Annotated in this window: 10 protein-coding genes; 7 read left to right on the top strand and 3 right to left on the bottom strand. The window is 70.3% G+C overall.

Features of this window, described 5'->3' with window-relative positions:
- Positions 1 to 19 precede the first annotated feature (19 nt).
- The 4 genes from G582_RS0114545 to G582_RS16975 are packed head-to-tail and all read left to right on the top strand — an operon-like array spanning position 20 to position 5671.
- Complete coding sequence (locus G582_RS0114545) at positions 20 to 3118, top strand: hybrid sensor histidine kinase/response regulator (protein ID WP_028840436.1); 3099 nt, start codon at positions 20 to 22, stop codon at positions 3116 to 3118.
- Positions 3091 to 3939 (top strand): CheR family methyltransferase, encoded by an 849-nt coding sequence (locus G582_RS0114540; protein ID WP_028840435.1) that lies wholly within the window; start codon positions 3091 to 3093, stop codon positions 3937 to 3939. Before G582_RS0114545 ends, G582_RS0114540 begins: the two co-directional genes overlap by 28 nt.
- Entirely contained in the window at positions 3936 to 4514 is a 579-nt protein-coding gene (locus G582_RS0114535) for a chemotaxis protein CheB (protein WP_028840434.1), read from the top strand. The genes G582_RS0114540 and G582_RS0114535 overlap by 4 nt, the downstream gene beginning before the upstream one ends.
- Positions 4511 to 5671 (top strand): hybrid sensor histidine kinase/response regulator, encoded by a 1161-nt coding sequence (locus G582_RS16975; protein WP_051247359.1) that lies wholly within the window; start codon positions 4511 to 4513, stop codon positions 5669 to 5671. The genes G582_RS0114535 and G582_RS16975 overlap by 4 nt, the downstream gene beginning before the upstream one ends.
- A gap of 3 nt (positions 5672 to 5674) precedes the next feature.
- Here the strand turns inward: G582_RS16975 and G582_RS0114525 are convergent, their stop codons facing one another.
- The gene (locus G582_RS0114525) at positions 5675 to 6652 is read right to left on the bottom strand and encodes a pyridoxal-phosphate dependent enzyme (RefSeq protein WP_038054489.1); all 978 of its coding nucleotides are present in this window, start codon (positions 6650 to 6652) and stop codon (positions 5675 to 5677) included.
- 459 nt (positions 6653 to 7111) lie between these two features.
- On the opposite strand from G582_RS0114525, the gene mnmG reads away from it, so the two are divergent.
- The 3 genes from mnmG (at position 7112) to G582_RS0114510 (ending at position 12118) form a co-directional block, all read left to right on the top strand.
- Positions 7112 to 9001 (top strand): tRNA uridine-5-carboxymethylaminomethyl(34) synthesis enzyme MnmG, encoded by a 1890-nt coding sequence (gene mnmG / locus G582_RS0114520; RefSeq protein WP_028840432.1) that lies wholly within the window; start codon positions 7112 to 7114, stop codon positions 8999 to 9001.
- A 105-nt stretch (positions 9002 to 9106) separates the two neighbouring features.
- Positions 9107 to 10375 carry a sialidase family protein gene (locus tag G582_RS16970; protein WP_156880581.1) on the top strand — a complete coding sequence of 423 codons (1269 nt, stop codon included), beginning with the start codon at positions 9107 to 9109 and terminating at the stop codon, positions 10373 to 10375.
- A gap of 111 nt (positions 10376 to 10486) precedes the next feature.
- Complete coding sequence (locus tag G582_RS0114510) at positions 10487 to 12118, top strand: hypothetical protein (protein ID WP_028840431.1); 1632 nt, start codon at positions 10487 to 10489, stop codon at positions 12116 to 12118.
- Between the two features lie 45 nt (positions 12119 to 12163).
- On the opposite strand, the gene G582_RS0114505 is transcribed toward G582_RS0114510, so the two are convergent.
- The gene (locus G582_RS0114505) at positions 12164 to 15040 is read right to left on the bottom strand and encodes a serine/threonine-protein kinase (protein WP_028840430.1); all 2877 of its coding nucleotides are present in this window, start codon (positions 15038 to 15040) and stop codon (positions 12164 to 12166) included.
- On the bottom strand, positions 15037 to 15600 hold the full coding sequence (locus G582_RS0114500) for an ECF-type sigma factor (protein WP_028840429.1): 564 nt from the start codon (positions 15598 to 15600) through the stop codon (positions 15037 to 15039). The genes G582_RS0114505 and G582_RS0114500 overlap by 4 nt, the downstream gene beginning before the upstream one ends.
- Positions 15601 to 15732 lie beyond the last annotated feature (132 nt).

Below are 15732 nucleotides of genomic sequence, written 5' to 3'. Positions count from 1 at the left end.
TTCCCCAACGGGTTAGCGCATGCCCCCCCAAGACATCCGCCAGCACGCCGCCTGGATCGCCATCGTCCTGACCCTCGTGGTCACCCTGCTGCTGGATGCGATCACCCCGCTGGGTTACGCGGAATGGTGCATGTATTTCGTCGCGGTGGCGCTGGCGTTCTTCCAGGAGCGCCCCCGCGGGCCGCTGCTGGTGGCGGCCATCGCCACGGTACTGCTGGCGTTGGGCAGCTGGCTGTCGCCGGACGGCATCGATCCGTTCATGGCCAACCTCAACCGCGCCATCGGCGCGGGCTGCTGCTGGGTGCTGGCCTGGGTGGTGCGCGATGCGCTGCTGGCGCGCGTGCAGGTGAGCGAGGCGCTGTGGCTCGAGGAAAGCCTGGCCGAGCTGATGGTGTCGCTGCGCGGCAGCCAGTCGCCGGAGGCGCTGGCGCACAACGCGCTCTCGGTACTGGGCGATCGTCTGGGCGCACCCGTCGGCGCGCTCTACCAGAGCAACGACAGCGAATTGACCCTGGTCGGCGGGCTGGCGATGCCGCCCAACCAGCCGCGCAGCCTGCGCCACGGCGACGGCGCGGTGGCGGAAACCGTGCGCAGCGGGCGCGCCCAGCGGATCGCGCCGGTGCAGGCCTCGCATCTGGTGCTGGCCACCAGCCTCGGCACCAGCACCCCGGGGGAACTGCTGCTGGCGCCGATCACCCTGGACGGCGAGGTCATCGGTGCGTTCGAGATGGGCCGCATGGGCAAGCCGCCGATTTCGTCGCGGCTGGAGCTGAAGCTGATCCGCGCCGCCGGCGAACCCATCGGCGTTGCGCTGCGCGCCGCCAACGTGCGCCAGCAACTGCTGGACCTGCTGGAGGAAACCCAGCGCCAGAGCGCCGAGCTGCAGACCCAGCAGGAAGAACTGCAGGTCGCCAACGAGGAGCTGGAAGAACAGAGCAACTCGCTGCAGCAGTCGCAGGCGATCCTGGAGGCGCAGCAAGCGGAGCTGGAGCGGACCAATGTGCGCCTGGAGGAGCGCACCCACCAGCTGGAATCGCAGCGGCGCAGCCTGCTGGCGGTGCAGGCGGATCTGGAGCGCAATGCGCATGCGCTGGCCGAGGCCAGCCGCTACAAGTCCGAGTTCCTGGCCAACATGTCGCACGAGCTGCGCACGCCGCTCAACAGCGCGCTGATCCTGGCCAAGCTGCTGGCGGACAACAAGCCGGGCACGCTGACCGAGGAGCAGGTGCGCTACGCCCACGCCATCCACGCCGCCAACAACGACCTGCTGGTGCTGATCAACGACATCCTGGATTTGTCGCGGATCGAGGCCGGGTACGTGGAGTTGGCGGCCGACCCGCTGGACCTGCGGTGGGTGGCCACCCGCCTGCACGACATATTCCAGCCGCTGGCCGCCGACAAGGGCCTCGCCCTGCGCATCGAGGGCGACTTCGATGCCATCGGGGTGGGCGATGTGAAGCGTCTCAAGCAGATCCTCAAGAACCTGCTGGCCAACGCGATCAAGTTCACCGAGCAGGGCGAGGTCACGTTGCGGATGGAAGCCCGGCAGGGCGACCGGCTGGCGTTCGTGGTCACCGATACCGGCATCGGCATTCCGGCCGACCAACACGAGGCGATTTTCGAAGCGTTCCGCCAAGCCGACGGCAGCACCAGCCGGCGCTTCGGCGGCACTGGCCTGGGGCTGTCCATCTCGCGCGACCTGGCGCGGCGCATGGGCGGCACCCTGCAGGTCCGCAGCACGCCCGGCGAGGGCAGTTGCTTCACCCTGGAGTTGCCGGCCGACATGAGCGCGGCCGCGCTGGCGTCGGCGATGCCCGAGCCAGCGCCAGCACCCGCTGCCGCCCGCGCGCTCGTGCAGCCGCCGCCGGACGGGGCTGTGGCGGAACAGCACGCGCCGCCGGCGATGGGCCTGGTGCCGGATGACCGCGCCTGTCCCGCACGGCCTGGCCGCCTGGTGTTGGTGGTGGAGGACGAACCTGCCTTCGCGGCGGCGATGGTGGACATCGCCCATGACCTCGACTTCGACTGCGTGGTCGCCGCCAGCGCGGCGGAGGCGATCGCGCTGGCCGCCGAACTGGCGCCCTGCGGCATCCTGCTGGATATCGGCCTGCCCGACGGCTCCGGCCTGGGCGTGCTGGAGCGGCTCAAGCGCGACCCCACCACCCGCCACATCCCGGTGCACGTGGTGTCGGCACTGGATCGCACCCAGCTGGCGCTGGAAATGGGCGCGGTGGGCTACCTGTGCAAGCCGGCCACCCGCGAGATGCTGGGCGGTGCGCTGCGCGCGCTGGAATCCCGCAGCCGTCGCGACGGCCAGCGCCTGTTGATCGTCGAGGACGACCCCGACCTGCGCGCCAGCCTGCGCGCGCTGCTGGCCCGCGACGGCCTGAGCATCGTGGCGGTAGGCAGCGTGGACGAGGCGCAGCAGGCACTGGCCGGCGCCCCATTCGACTGCGTGGTGACCGACCTGGCGCTGACCGACGGCAGCGGCGACGCGCTGCTGGAACAGATCGCCCGCGGCCACGGTGCATCCGCGCCGCCGGTGATCGTCTACACCGGCCGTTCGCTCGGACGCGAGCAGGAGCAGCGCCTGCGCCGCTACTCCAGCAGCATCATCATCAAGGGCGCGCGCTCGCCGGAACGGCTGCTGGACGAAGTCACCCTGTTCCTGCACAGCGTCGAGGCGCAGCTGCCGGGCGATCAGCAGCGGCTGCTGGCCGAGGCGCGTCGCCGCGACAGTGCGCTGGACGGGCGCAGCGTGCTGCTGGTGGAAGACGACGTGCGCAACATCTTCGCCCTGTCCAGCGTGCTGGAACCGATGGGGGTGCGGCTGGAGATCGCGCGCAATGGCCGCGAGGCACTGGAGGTGCTGGAGCAGCGCAGCTTCGACCTGGTGCTGATGGACATCATGATGCCGGAGATGGACGGGCTGGAGGCGATGCGCCGGATCCGAGCGCAGCCGCGGCTGGCCGAACTGCCGATCATCGCGTTGACCGCCAAGGTGATGCGCGATGACCGCCAGCGCTGCTTCGATGCCGGCGCCAACGACTACATCGCCAAGCCCATCGATGTGGACAAACTGGTGTCGCTGTGCCGGGTGTGGTGTTCGCGGCCGTGAACGAGGAGGCGTTGTTCGACCTGGAGGTGCGGCTGCTGCTGGAGGCGCTGTTCCAGCGCTACCACCACGACTTCCGCGACTACGCCCTGGCCTCGGTGCGCCGGCGCGTGCGCCAGGCCATGCAGCGGCTGGAGTGCGAGAGCGTGGCCGACCTGCAGAACCTGGTCCTGCACGAGCCGGATGCGTTCGCGCAGGCGCTGCCGTTCTTCACCGTGCAGGTCTCGGAGATGTTCCGCGACCCGGCCTATTTCCTGGCCCTGCGCGAGCACGTAGCGCCGGTCCTGCGCACCTATCCTTCGCTGAAGATCTGGGTGGCCGGTTGCAGCAATGGCGAGGAGGTCTGGTCGCTGGCGATCCTGCTGGCCGAGGAGGGCCTCCTGGAACGCACCCTGATCTATGCCACCGACATCAATCCGCAGGCGCTGCGCGCGGCCGAAAGCGCCACCTACGAAGCGCGGCGGGTGGGCGGCTTCAGCAAGAACTACCAGGCCGCGGGCGGCACCGGCTCGCTGTCCGACTACTACAGCAGCGCCTATGGCCGCGCGGTGTTCGACCGCCACCTGCGCAAGCATGTGGTGTTCGCCGACCACAGCCTGGCCACCGACGCGGTGTTCTCGGAAGTGCACCTGGTGTCCTGCCGCAACGTGCTGATCTACTTCAACGCCGGTCTGCAGGACCGTGCGATCGGTCTGTTCCGCGAGGCGCTGGTGCATCGCGGCTTTCTGGGCCTGGGCAGCCGGGAATCGCTGCGCTCCGGCGCCAACGCCAATGCGTTCGAGCCGCTGGTGGCGGCGCAGAAACTGTTCCGGAAGAAGGCATGAGCCTGTTGCAGCCACCGCCAACAGCCATCGTGATCGGCGCCTCCGCCGGCGGCGTGGCGGCGGTGCGCGAACTGCTGGCCGGGCTGCCGGCCCGGCTGCCGTGTGCGGTGCTGGTGGTGATCCATCTGCCGCGTGGGCGCCCCAGCCAGCTGGCCGAAGTGATGGCGGGCACGGCCGCCCTGCCGGTGCTGGAGGCCGAGGACAAGCAGCCCATCGTCGCCGGCCAGGTGCTGCTGGCACCGGCGGACTACCACCTGATGGTGGAAGATGCCGGGCACGTGGCGTTGTCGGTGGACACACCGCCGCTGTATTCGATGCCGTCCATCGACGTGCTGTTCGAATCCGCCGCGCATGTCTGGCAGCATGAGCTGCTGGCGATCGTGCTGACCGGCGCCAGCGCCGACGGCGCACAGGGCGCGGCCGCGGTGCGCCGCGCCGGCGGCAGGGTCTGGGTGCAGGACCCGGACGAAGCGGAAATGCCGGTGATGCCGGCGGCAGCGCTGGCGACCGCCGGCGCCGACGCCGTGCTCACGTTGCAGCAGATGGTCGAGCAGCTGGCGGGGGTGGATCGATGAATCTTTCCGAGACGGAAACGGCGCCGCTGCAGGCGAACGTGCTGGTGGTGGACGACGTGCCTCAGAACCTGATGGCGATGCGCGCGGTGCTGGAGGGCGAGGGCCTGTCGGTGCTGACCGCCGAATCCGGCGCGCAGGCGCTGGAACTGCTGTTGACCCATTCGGTGGCGGTGGCGCTGCTGGACGTCAACATGCCTGAGATGAACGGCTTCGATCTGGCGGAGCTGATGCGCGGCTCCAGCCGTACCCGCGAAGTGCCGATCCTCTTCCTGACCGCCTCCCCCCGTGATCAGCGCCGGATGTTCCGCGGCTACGACAGCGGCGCGGTGGATTTCCTGTACAAGCCGGTCGAGCCGCACGTCATCCTCAGCAAAGTGCAGGTGTTCGTGGAGATGGCCCGCCAGCGCGAGCTGATGCGGCAGAACAACGAGCGGCTGGCGCGTGCGCTGGCGCTCAACGAAACCATGATCGCGGTGATGACGCACGACCTGCGCACGCCGCTGTCGGTGATCAGCCTGTGCGCGGAATCGCTGGAACTGATGCCGCCGGAAACCGATCGCAGCCGGATCGCCGGGCGCATCCTCGACAGCGCCCACCGGATGGCGCGGATGATTGCCCAGCTGCTGGACTTCTCGAAGATCCGCTCCGGCGTGCTGCGGCTGGAGCCGCAGGAAGGCGATCTGCGCGCGGTCGCCGACCAAGTGGCCGAGGAGCTGCGCCAGTCCGCCCCCGGGGTTGCCGTCGAGCTGGCGTGCGAAGGCACGATGGGCGGCCGTTTCGACGTCGACCGGATGACCCAGGTGCTGTCCAATCTGGTGGGCAACGCGGTGCGCCATGCCGAGGGGGCGCCGGTGTCGCTGCGCCTGGACGGCAGCGACTGCAATCGCCTGCAGGTGCAGGTGCGCAACCGCGGTTGCATCGACGAAGCGCTGCTGCCGCGGCTGTTCGAGCCGTTCAAGAGCAGCTTCCAGGCCTGCAGCGGGCTGGGGCTTGGGCTGTACATCGTCGACCAGTTCGTGCGTGCGCACGGCGGCGAGGTGGCGGCGGCGAACCGCGACGGCGAGGTGGTGTTCAGCCTGTGGATTCCGCGCCAGCCTGCCACCACGACCCTCGTCGGTGGCGCGCGCCCGCACGTCGCGCCGCTGCCGCTGGACTGAGCTTCAGGCGGCGCGCGCCAGCAGCGTCGGCAGCGCGTCCAGGTCGACGTTTCCGCCGGACAGCACGATGCCGACGCGGCGCCCGGCGAAGTGCTCGGGATGCGCCAGCACCGCCGCCAGTGCGATCGCCGACGAAGGTTCGACCAGCTGCTTGGTGCGGGTCCACAGCAGCCGCATCGCGGCGATCGTGCGCGCGTCGTCCACGGTCAGCACCTGCGCATCGGCCGCGCGCAGCAGGTCGAAGTTGATTGCGCCCAGGGTGCCGCGCAGGCCGTCGCAAACGGTGTCAGGGACCATGTCGAGGTCGAGCGCGCCGCGCGCGAACGAACGCGCGCCGTCGGCCGCACCGATGGGCTCGGCGAGGAACAGCCTGCACTGCGGCGCCAGCGCGCGCATCGCCAGCGCGGTGCCCGCCGCCAGCCCGCCGCCGCCCAGCGGCACTACCAGCGCATCCAGATCGGGCTGCGCGGTCAGCAGTTCCAACGCGGCGGTGCCCTGGCCGGCGATCACCCGCGGATCGGTGTACGGATGCACGATGCTGCCGCCGGTGTAGGCCTGCACCTGCGCGCAGCTCGCTTCGCGCGCGGCGATCGTGGGCGCGCAGCGGTGCAGGATCGCGCCGTAGTGTTCGATCGCCGCCAGCTTGGCCGCAACCGCGCCGTCGGGCACCACCACGTGGCAGGGAATGCCGCGCAGTTTCGCCGCCAGCGCCAGTGCCGCGCCGTGGTTGCCGGAGGAATGGGTGACCACGCCGCGCGCGGCCTGCGCGGCATCCAGCGAGAACACCGCGTTGCAGGCGCCGCGGAACTTGAACGCGCCGATGCGCTGCAGCTGCTCGGCCTTGAAATGCAGGCTTGCCCCGGCCTCCGCGTCGAGTGCGTGCGAGGTCAGTACCGGGGTGGCGTGGGCGTGCGGGGCGATGCGCGCGGCGGCATCGAAAATATCGGCGATAGCGGGTAGCGGCAGGGCTTGGGTGGTCATCGGCGCATGCTAGCGCAGGTGCTCCGATGGACCACCTGAGGCCACGTTGCCGGGCGCTTTGTGAGCTTCGTCACAGGCTGAACCGGAGATTGTCGAAACACTGACCCGGAGCGTCACTTCGCGCCGGTTCGCGCTAATCTAGCCATGCCGGTGCCTGACGGGATTCTCCGGATCCCCCCTGTTCCGCGTCTCGCGGGCACCGGCGCTTTCCTTTCTGGCGCACTGCGCCGCCTCCGTCCGATCAGGCCGGAAGCGCATGCCGCGGCCCCGGAAACAAAGTGGGGGCCGGCTGTCCCCCGACAACCGGCCCCCGTAGCGTCCCCGTCCTGCGCGTAATCGGCCCCTGTTCAGTCCGATCGTCGCCAACTGGCGTGCCAGGGCGGGTGCTGATCTATCCAAAGCATGAACCGTGCCAACCCTGCCCGGCCGCGCCCGCACGGCGCGCGCGATAATGCCCGCATGCGCGCCAGCTTCCATAACTTCGACGTCATCGTCATCGGCGGCGGCCATGCCGGCACCGAAGCCGCGCTGGCCGCCGCCCGCGCCGGTGCGCGCACGCTGCTGCTGACCCACAGCATCGACACGGTCGGCGCGATGAGCTGCAACCCGGCCATCGGCGGCATCGGCAAGGGCCATCTGGTCAAGGAAATCGACGCGCTCGGCGGGATCATGGCCAAGGCCGCCGACGCCGCCGGCATCCAGTGGCGCACGCTCAATGCGTCGAAAGGCCCGGCGGTGCGCGCCACCCGCTGCCAGGCCGATCGCGCGCTGTACCGCAGCTTCATCCGCCGCGCGGTGGAAACCCAGGACAGGCTCACCGTGTTCCAGGCCGCGGTCGATGATCTGGTCATCGAAGGCGACGCCGTTCGCGGCGCGATCACCAACACCGGCCTGCGTTTCCACGCACCGGCGGTGGTGCTGACCGCCGGCACCTTCCTCGCCGGCAAGATCCACATCGGCGAAACCCAGTACGCCGCCGGCCGCATGGGCGATCCGCCGTCCACCGCGCTGGCGCACAAGCTGCGCGAAGGTCGCTTCGTGGTCGAACGGCTCAAGACCGGCACGCCGCCGCGCATCGACGGCCGCACGCTGGACTATTCGGTGATGGTGGAACAGCCGGGCGACACGCCGCGCCCGGTGATGTCGTTCATGGGCCGCCACGAAGACCAGCCGGCGCAGGTCAGCTGCTGGATCACCGATACCTGCGAACGCACCCACCAGATCATCCGCGATGCGCTGCACCGCAGCCCGCTGTATTCCGGCCAGATCGAGGGCATCGGCCCGCGCTACTGCCCGTCGATCGAGGACAAGGTGGTGCGCTTCGCCGAGAAGGCCAGTCACCAGATCTTCGTCGAGCCGGAAGGGCTGAGCGTCAGCGAGATCTACCCGAACGGCATTTCCACCTCGCTGCCGTTCGACGTGCAGCTGGACCTGGTGCGCAGCATCCGCGGCTTCGAGCAGGCGCACATCACCCGCCCCGGCTACGCCATCGAATACGACTTCTTCGATCCGCGCGGTCTGAAGGCGTCGCTGGAAACCAAGGCGGTGGCGGGGCTGTTCTTCGCCGGCCAGATCAACGGCACCACCGGCTACGAGGAGGCCGCCGCGCAGGGCCTGCTGGCCGGCGTCAACGCGGCGCGTTGCGTGCGCGGGCAGGAGGCGTGGAGCCTGCGCCGCGACCAGGCGTATCTCGGCGTGCTGGTCGATGACCTGATCACCCACGGCACCAGCGAGCCCTACCGCATGTTCACCTCGCGCGCCGAATACCGGCTGCAATTGCGCGAAGACAATGCCGATGCGCGGCTCACGCCGATGGGCCGCGAACTCGGGCTGGTGGACGCCGCGCGCTGGGAAAAATTCTCGCGCAAGCGTGAAGCGATCGTGGCTGAAACCGCGCGCCTGTCCGCGCTGTGGGCGGCGCCGAACAACGCGCTGGGCGCGGCGCTGGCGCGTCATCTTGGCGTCGAAGTCAGCCGCGAGAACAGCGCGCTGGATCTGCTGCGCCGGCCGGAGCTGGACTACGCCGCACTGATGCGGGTGCCGGAGCTCGGCCCGGGTGCGGACGACGCGAAGGTGGCCGAGCAGGTGGAGATCGAGACCAAGTACGCCGGCTACCTCGACCGCCAGCGCGAGGAGATCGCGCGCGCGCAGCGCAACGAAACCACCGCGATTCCCGACGCGTTCGATTACGCCGGCGTGCGCGGCCTGTCCGCCGAGGTGCTGCAGAAACTCCAGCGCGTGCGCCCGCAGACCGTGGGCCAGGCGCAGCGCATCCCGGGCGTCACCCCGGCGGCGATCTCGCTGCTGCTGGTGCACCTGGAGCGGGCAAGGCGCGAACGCGCGGCCTGAGGCACGCGGCAATGGCGCAGGGCGTTCGCGCAGCGGCACTTGGAACCGCGTCGTGAATGCCCCGTCCGGGCCGCCTCGATGATCCGGTGGGCGTATCCTGCGCCGATGAACACACGCACGGCACTCGCCTTCGCCTTCGCCTGCTCGCTGCCGCTGCTGGCGGCCTGCAAGCGCGACGCCACTCCACCCAAACCCGCCAACGGCGACTACGCGGTGCAGACCTGGGTGCTGCCCGCGGAAGCGGGATCAATGGCGCCGGATCTGGTATCGGCGCCGGGCGAGCGCGTGCTGCTGAGCTGGATCAACCGCCGTGGCGGCCGGCGCAACGCGCTGCAGTTCGCGTCCTACACCGAACAGGCCGGATGGCAGAGCCAGCCGCGCACCATTGCCGTGGGCAATTCGCTGATCGCCAATGCCGCCGACACCCCGCACCTGCTGGCCACGCCGGACGGCGCGCTGTGGGCGCAATGGCTGCAGCGCCAGCCGGACGATGCCGGCGGCTATGACCTGGTGCTGGCGCGCTCGCGCGATGGCGGCATGGCCTGGACCCAGATCACCCGCGTCAACGACGACGCGCGGCCGGTCGAGCACGGCTTCGCCGCGCTGTGGCCGGACGGCGCGGATGCGCTGGGCATCGCCTGGCTGGACGGTCGCGCGCAGGGCATCGGCGAAGCGCACGGGCCGGACGGTCATAACGCGGTCAGCGGCGCGATGCAGTTGCGGGCCAACCGCTTCGACATGAGCCTGAACCGCGGCGTCGACGCGCAGGTCGATGCGCGCAGCTGCGACTGCTGCCAGACCGCGGTGGCGATGACTGCGCGCGGCCCGCTGCTGGCGTACCGCGACCGCAGTGACGACGAGATCCGCGACATCGCGGTGACGCGGCTGGAAAACGGCGCCTGGAGCGCGCCCAAGATCATCCACGCCGACGGCTGGAAGATCGACGCCTGCCCGGTGGCCGGCCCGGCGCTGGCCGCGTCCGGCGACACCGCGGTGGTGGCCTGGTACAGCGAAGCCGGCGGCACGCCGACGCTGCGGCTGGCGCGCAGCCCGAATTCCGGGGATCGCTTCTTCGCGCCGGTCGCGGTGGATGCCGGCGCTGCGGTGCTGGGGCGTGCCGCGGTCGCCATCGATACGCAGCAAGTATGGGTGGCCTGGCTGCGCGAGGACGCGCAGGGGCAGACGCTGATGTTGGCCCGCTACGCGCTCGATCTGTCGAAACCGCTGCAAAAGATCCAGATCGCCAAGTTGGGCGCACGCGGCCTGGCCAGCGGCTACCCGAAGCTGGCGGTGGATGCCGGTGGCGCGTGGCTGGTGTGGACCGACGTGGTCAAGGGCGCCGCCCATCTGAAGGGCGCGCGGATCGCGCGCTGAGGCCGGACAGCGGCCGGGGGTAAAGCCTGCGGAGTACGCGTGACGCCCTGCACTGTCCGGTTAGGGTCCAGATTTCCGCTATGCATGGAAGATCCCACAAGAGGAAACGCCATGCGTCCGCTGCCCGCACTGCTCGCCCTGTCGCTGTTGCTGGTCGCCTGCGGGCAGGCGCCGGAGACGAATCCACCGCCGGCTGCCCCGATGCCCAAGGCGCCCGGCGGGGCGCCGAGCGCCAGCGAGCTGTCGCGCTTGCAGGCGCGCGACCCCAAGGAGGTGGCGCGGGTCGTCAGCCGCTTCGACTACCTGTTGCACTACCGGATGATGCAGATGACCGGCATCGAGTCGGCGCTGGGCGGTGAAGCGCAGGCGTTGGCGGCGCTGCAGGCCGTCGGCACCGCCTACGAACGCAAGATCGACGCGTTGCTGCCTCAGACCGCCAGGTTGATGCCGGCTGCGTTCACCGGGGAGGGCATGCAGAGCGGCGTGGTGGGCCTGGGCCTGGCCGGGTTCACTGGCTTGATGACCGGCTCGGTGCTCGCCTCCAGCGTCAGCAGCATGTCTGACCAGCAGCTGGCGGAGTTGGTGCGGCAGGGACCGATGAAGTTCGGCGACAAGACCGGCAATGCCGAACTCCAGGTCGGGGAGGACGGCAGCCTGGACCAGGAGCTGGCCTTCGATATCGAACAAAGCGGCCTGAGCGGCAAGGTCAAGCTGAAGCTGCGCGTGGATGCCTGCCCCGATGCGCAGGGCAAGGTCGGGGTGAGCATGGACGTGGACTCGTCGATGCACGTCAGCGCCAAACCCGGCACCGGCGGCAGCGTGCATACCCGGTTCAAGCTGGACCGCTGGCTGGACGATGACGCCCGGTTGATCGACAGCGCCGATGGCATGGCCACGGAGATGCAGATGGAAATCGGCGGCGTCGACGATGGTTCCGATCGGCGCATGGCACGCACGGTCAGGATGGAACGTGACGGCACCAGTTCATCGGCCATGACCGACTGGCGTGGGTTCAACATCTTCACGGACACGCCGGCGGTGGAGATGGCGAATGCGCTGATCGAACAGAGCCATCTGATGTTGGTGCTGATCGCGGAGATGCAGCTGCGAGGCATGGGCAAGGGCCCGGCTTGGGAAAGCGGGCGATGCGTGGAGCTGAAAGTGACCAGCGACCCCGCCAGGCGCAAGGGCATCCGGCCCAATACCGCGTTCGACCTGGCGGCGATGCCGCGCGCCAAGGCGGATGGTGCACCGACCGGCGGAAATGTCGTGGCAACGCTGGAAGGCGGCGAGAGCCTCCAGCCCGCCAGCGGCAAGGTGCGGGCCGACGCGCATTACCAGTACGCCGGCCCGGCGAAGAAGGACGAAAAATCCACGATCGCCTTCGAGGCGCGCAGCAAGCGCGGGGTGGGGCGGGCGGTGCTGGAATTCGACACCAAGCAGGGCCGGTCATACCGCATCACCGGCCTGGGCACCTGCAACACCTCGCATACGGTCTGCGACGTCGACCAGCCGTTCTCCTTCCCTGTCTGCGGCGGCACCATGCAGCACACGCCCACCAGCGACCGCGGCGGCACCCATTCCTTCGAGCACAGCGGTGCCAGGGGTTCGGGCAGCTACAGCCTGGACGGGCCGGAAGCCGAGATGACCGCCACCTACCAGAACACCACCTGTGCGATGGGCCGTTGCTTCAAGACGCCAAACGGCAGGGCGGTCTGGACGAAGATCGATTCTTGCGAATGAGGCCGCCGGGCCGCCGTCATCGCGCCGGGTTCAGGCGCGGCGGGTTCAGGCGCGGCGGACCCGACCCAGCTTGCGCGCAAGTTGCTCCGCGTCGGCCCGGTGAATCTCCCCGGGCAGCATGGCGTCGCGCAGCACCGGCAGCGCAAGTGCGAGCAGCGCGCGCGCCTCGGCCAGATCGGCGCGCTGCGCGCGGATGGCCGCCAGTTCGCTGCGCGCAATGGCAAGGTCTACGGGCAGCACCTTGGCTTGGACCAGTCGTTGCAGCGCCTCGCGTGCCGCCCGTTCGGCGTGGGCAAGTTCGCCGCGATCGCGGGCGAAGGCAGCTTCGGCGCGCAGTGCATGGATCAGCACGGGGTGGGACGCGGGCACCAGCGCGCCCCAGCGGGTGCGTGCGTCGGCGAGCAAGGGCAAGCCGCGCGCGGGGTCGTGCATGCGTCGCGCCATCACCACCCGCTGCCAGGTGAGCATGGCGTATTCGGCCGAATCGACGCCGTCCAGCCGGGCGGCGCGTGCGCGCAGCGCCTGCAGGCGCGCATCGGCTTCAGCCGCGCGTCCGGCCAGGCCCAGCGTTCGCGCCTGCACGCGTTCGATCGCCCTGCGCGCCGCGGCGTCGCGGTCGACGCCGGCTTCATCCAGCTTGCCGATCGCCTGCGTGGCGAGCGTGATCGCGCGTGAATAGTCCCCTGCGTTCTCCAGCACGCTTGCCAGGTTCGCCAGCGACAGCGCGGCCTCGCCGGCGCTGCCCGACGCCGCAAGGTGCATCGCGCCGCTGCGCTCCATCACCTGCGCCGCTTCCCGGTAGCGACCCTGGTCGTTGAGCAGCAGGCCCCGCGCGTTCTGCAGCATCGACATGCGGGTACCGCCCGCCCCCACCGTGCGCTGCTGGATCGCAATCGCGCGCAGGATCGCCGCTTCGGCGGCGGCAGGGTCGCCCAACCCGGCCAACGCCTCGGCGCGCCCGCGCAGCAGGTTGACCCGCAGCGGTGAGTCGGCCGGAAGGCGCTGTGCCTCCACGAACGCCAGTCCCTGGTCCGCGTACCGCAGCGCGGCTTTCGACTCCCCCTGCGCCTGCAGCACCCCCGACAGCATCTGGTAGCTGTTGCTGACCACGTCCACCGGGGGCGAAGGCGTCGTTCCCGCCAGCGCCAGCACCTGCTGCCACTCGCCAATCGCCTGCGCGTTTTCGCCGAGGTGGTAATGGGCGTCGGCCAGCTGGTCGTGGGCACGGATCGCCTGCACCGGGTCGCCGGGTGCCAGGCGGGTGCGCAGCGCCGCCGCGCGCCGTGCCGCGGCCATGCTTTGGGGCCCGCGCTCCAGCGCGCCCAGCGCGCTGGCATAGGCGTCGAGGTCATCGGCCAGCGCAAGCCCTTCCGCTGGGTAGGCGGCAGGCGCACCGCGCAGGCCCTGCTCCAGCAGCTCCACCGACAGGCGCGGCTCGCCCAGGCCGAGGTACATCCTGCCCAGCAGGCGCTGCACCGTTTGTCGTGCCTGCGGCTGCAGGTTGCGCGCCGCCAGCTTGCGGCGTGCGGCGTCAAGCAACTCGCGCACGCTGACGTCGGTACTCATGGCGCGCTCGGGCGCCGCTGCCGCCAGGGTGTCGGCAAGGAATGCCAGCGTGGCCTTGGCGCTCTCGCTCTCGCGCAGGGCTATGCGCGTCTGTGCACGCGCTTCGCTGGCTTGCCACAGCGCCACGGCGGTGCCCGCCAACAGCGCCACCGCCACCGCGGCCGCCGAAACGGCGAGCGCGCGATTGCGTCGCAGCCACAGCTGCGTGCGCTGCCGGCGCGACAACGGAACCGCGGCGATCGGGCGGTCGTCCAGCCAGGCGCGCAGATCACCCGCCAGCGCATCCGCCGACGCGTAGCGCTGCTCCGGGTCCCGGCGCAGACAGGTCCGCACGATGGCCGCCAGGTTTCCCCGCAGCGCCTGCGACAGTGCGGCTGGGGTCAGTCCACCGCGCAGCAGTGCCTGTTCGGATGAGGCCTGCGCGGCAGCGCGGGTCAGTGGTTCGGGATCGCGCTCCAGCCGCTGCAGTTGGCTGGCGACGGGTGTGTCGCGGTCCAGCCCGAACGGATGCGCCCCGGACAGCAGCCGATGCAGGATCACCCCAAGCTGCCAGAGATCGGTGGCGGTGGTGATGGGTGCGTCGTGCAGTTGCTCGGGGCTGGCGTATTCGAAGGTCAGGGCGCGATCCAGGGTGGCGGTGCGATCGCCGCCCTGCAGCTGCTTGGCGATGCCGAAGTCGAGCAGCTTGACCCGGCCTTCCTGGTCAACCAGCAGGTTGGACGGCTTGAGGTCGCGGTGCACCACCAGGTTGCGATGCGCATAACGCACCGCGTCCAGCACCTGCAGGAACAGCACTACGCGTGCGCGCAAGGATAGCCGGTGGGCGTCGCACCAGCGGTCGATCGGTTCGCCATCGACCAGTTCCATCGCGAACCAGGGCTCGGCACCCGCGGTGATGCCGCCATCGAGCAGGGTGGCGATGTTCGGATGCTGCAGCTGCGCCAGGATCTGGCGCTCGCGCAGGAAGCGCTCGCGCGCCGCCCGGGAATCGGCGCTGGCGCGGATCAACTTGATCGCGGCCTGTTGGCGGTAGGCGCCGTCGCTGCGCTCCGCGGCGTAGATCGCGCCCATGCCGCCGCGGCCGATGATGCGGAGTACGGTCCAGGCGCCAAGGTTGCGGCCCAGCAGGCCATCGCCCTCGGTCTGTTCTGCAGCCAGTGCCGCGCCCCAGCGGGATGCTGCGGAGAACGGTTCTGTGGCCTCCGCATCGGCGGCCAGCAGCGCCCGCACCTGCGCCAGCAGGGCCGCGTCATCCCCGCACAGCGCCAGCAGCCGCTGTTCCCGCACGTCGCCGTCGAGCTCGGCCACTTCGTCGAACACGGCCAGCGCGCGCTGGCGGCGGGTGGTGTCGCTCATGCCTGCATCTCCGCCAGCAGGAACGCGCGCGCCTTGCGCCAGTCGCGGCGCAGGGTGCGGTCGCTGATGCCCAGCATGTCCGCGATCTCGGTTTCGGAATAGCCGCCGAAGTAGCGCAGCTCCACGATCTGCGCGGCCCGTTCGTCTAGGCGGTGCAGGGCGGACAACAGTTCGTCCAGTGCCAGCACCTCGACCACGGCGGTGCTGTCGCTGCCCGGCGCGGCGCCCAGGGTGAGTTCCTGCTGGCCACCGCCGCGCTTGTCGGCCTTGCGCGCGCGGGCGTCGTCCACCAGCACCTGGCGCATCGCCCGTGCCGACAGCGCCAGCAGGTGGTTGCGGTCCACGGCGGCAAGCTGCGCGCCGCCGGCTAGCTTCATATAGGCCTCGTGCACCAGCGCAGTGGTCTGGAAGGCGTCCTGCATGCGTCGCAACTGCTGGCGCGCCGCGCGCTTCAGCTCGTCGTACAGCGCGGAATAGGCAGCGCCCAGCGCAGCGCCATCGCCGGCGCGCGCGCGCGCCAGCAGCACGGTCACTTCCAGTGAATCGGGAGCCGATGGCAAGCGTCTTCCCCACGCATGTCCGGATTGCCGGCGAAGTTTCGCATAGGACAGTCACGCCGGCATTCCGCCCGGCATTGACCAGGAAACAACACATGTCTGCCACTTTCCGTCGCCGCCACCCGGCGCTGTCGC

Source organism: Thermomonas fusca DSM 15424 (assembly GCF_000423885.1).
Classification (GTDB): domain Bacteria; phylum Pseudomonadota; class Gammaproteobacteria; order Xanthomonadales; family Xanthomonadaceae; genus Thermomonas; species Thermomonas fusca.
The sequence above is the reverse complement of the archived record's forward strand: the minus strand, read 5'-3'. Positions and strand labels throughout refer to the sequence as shown.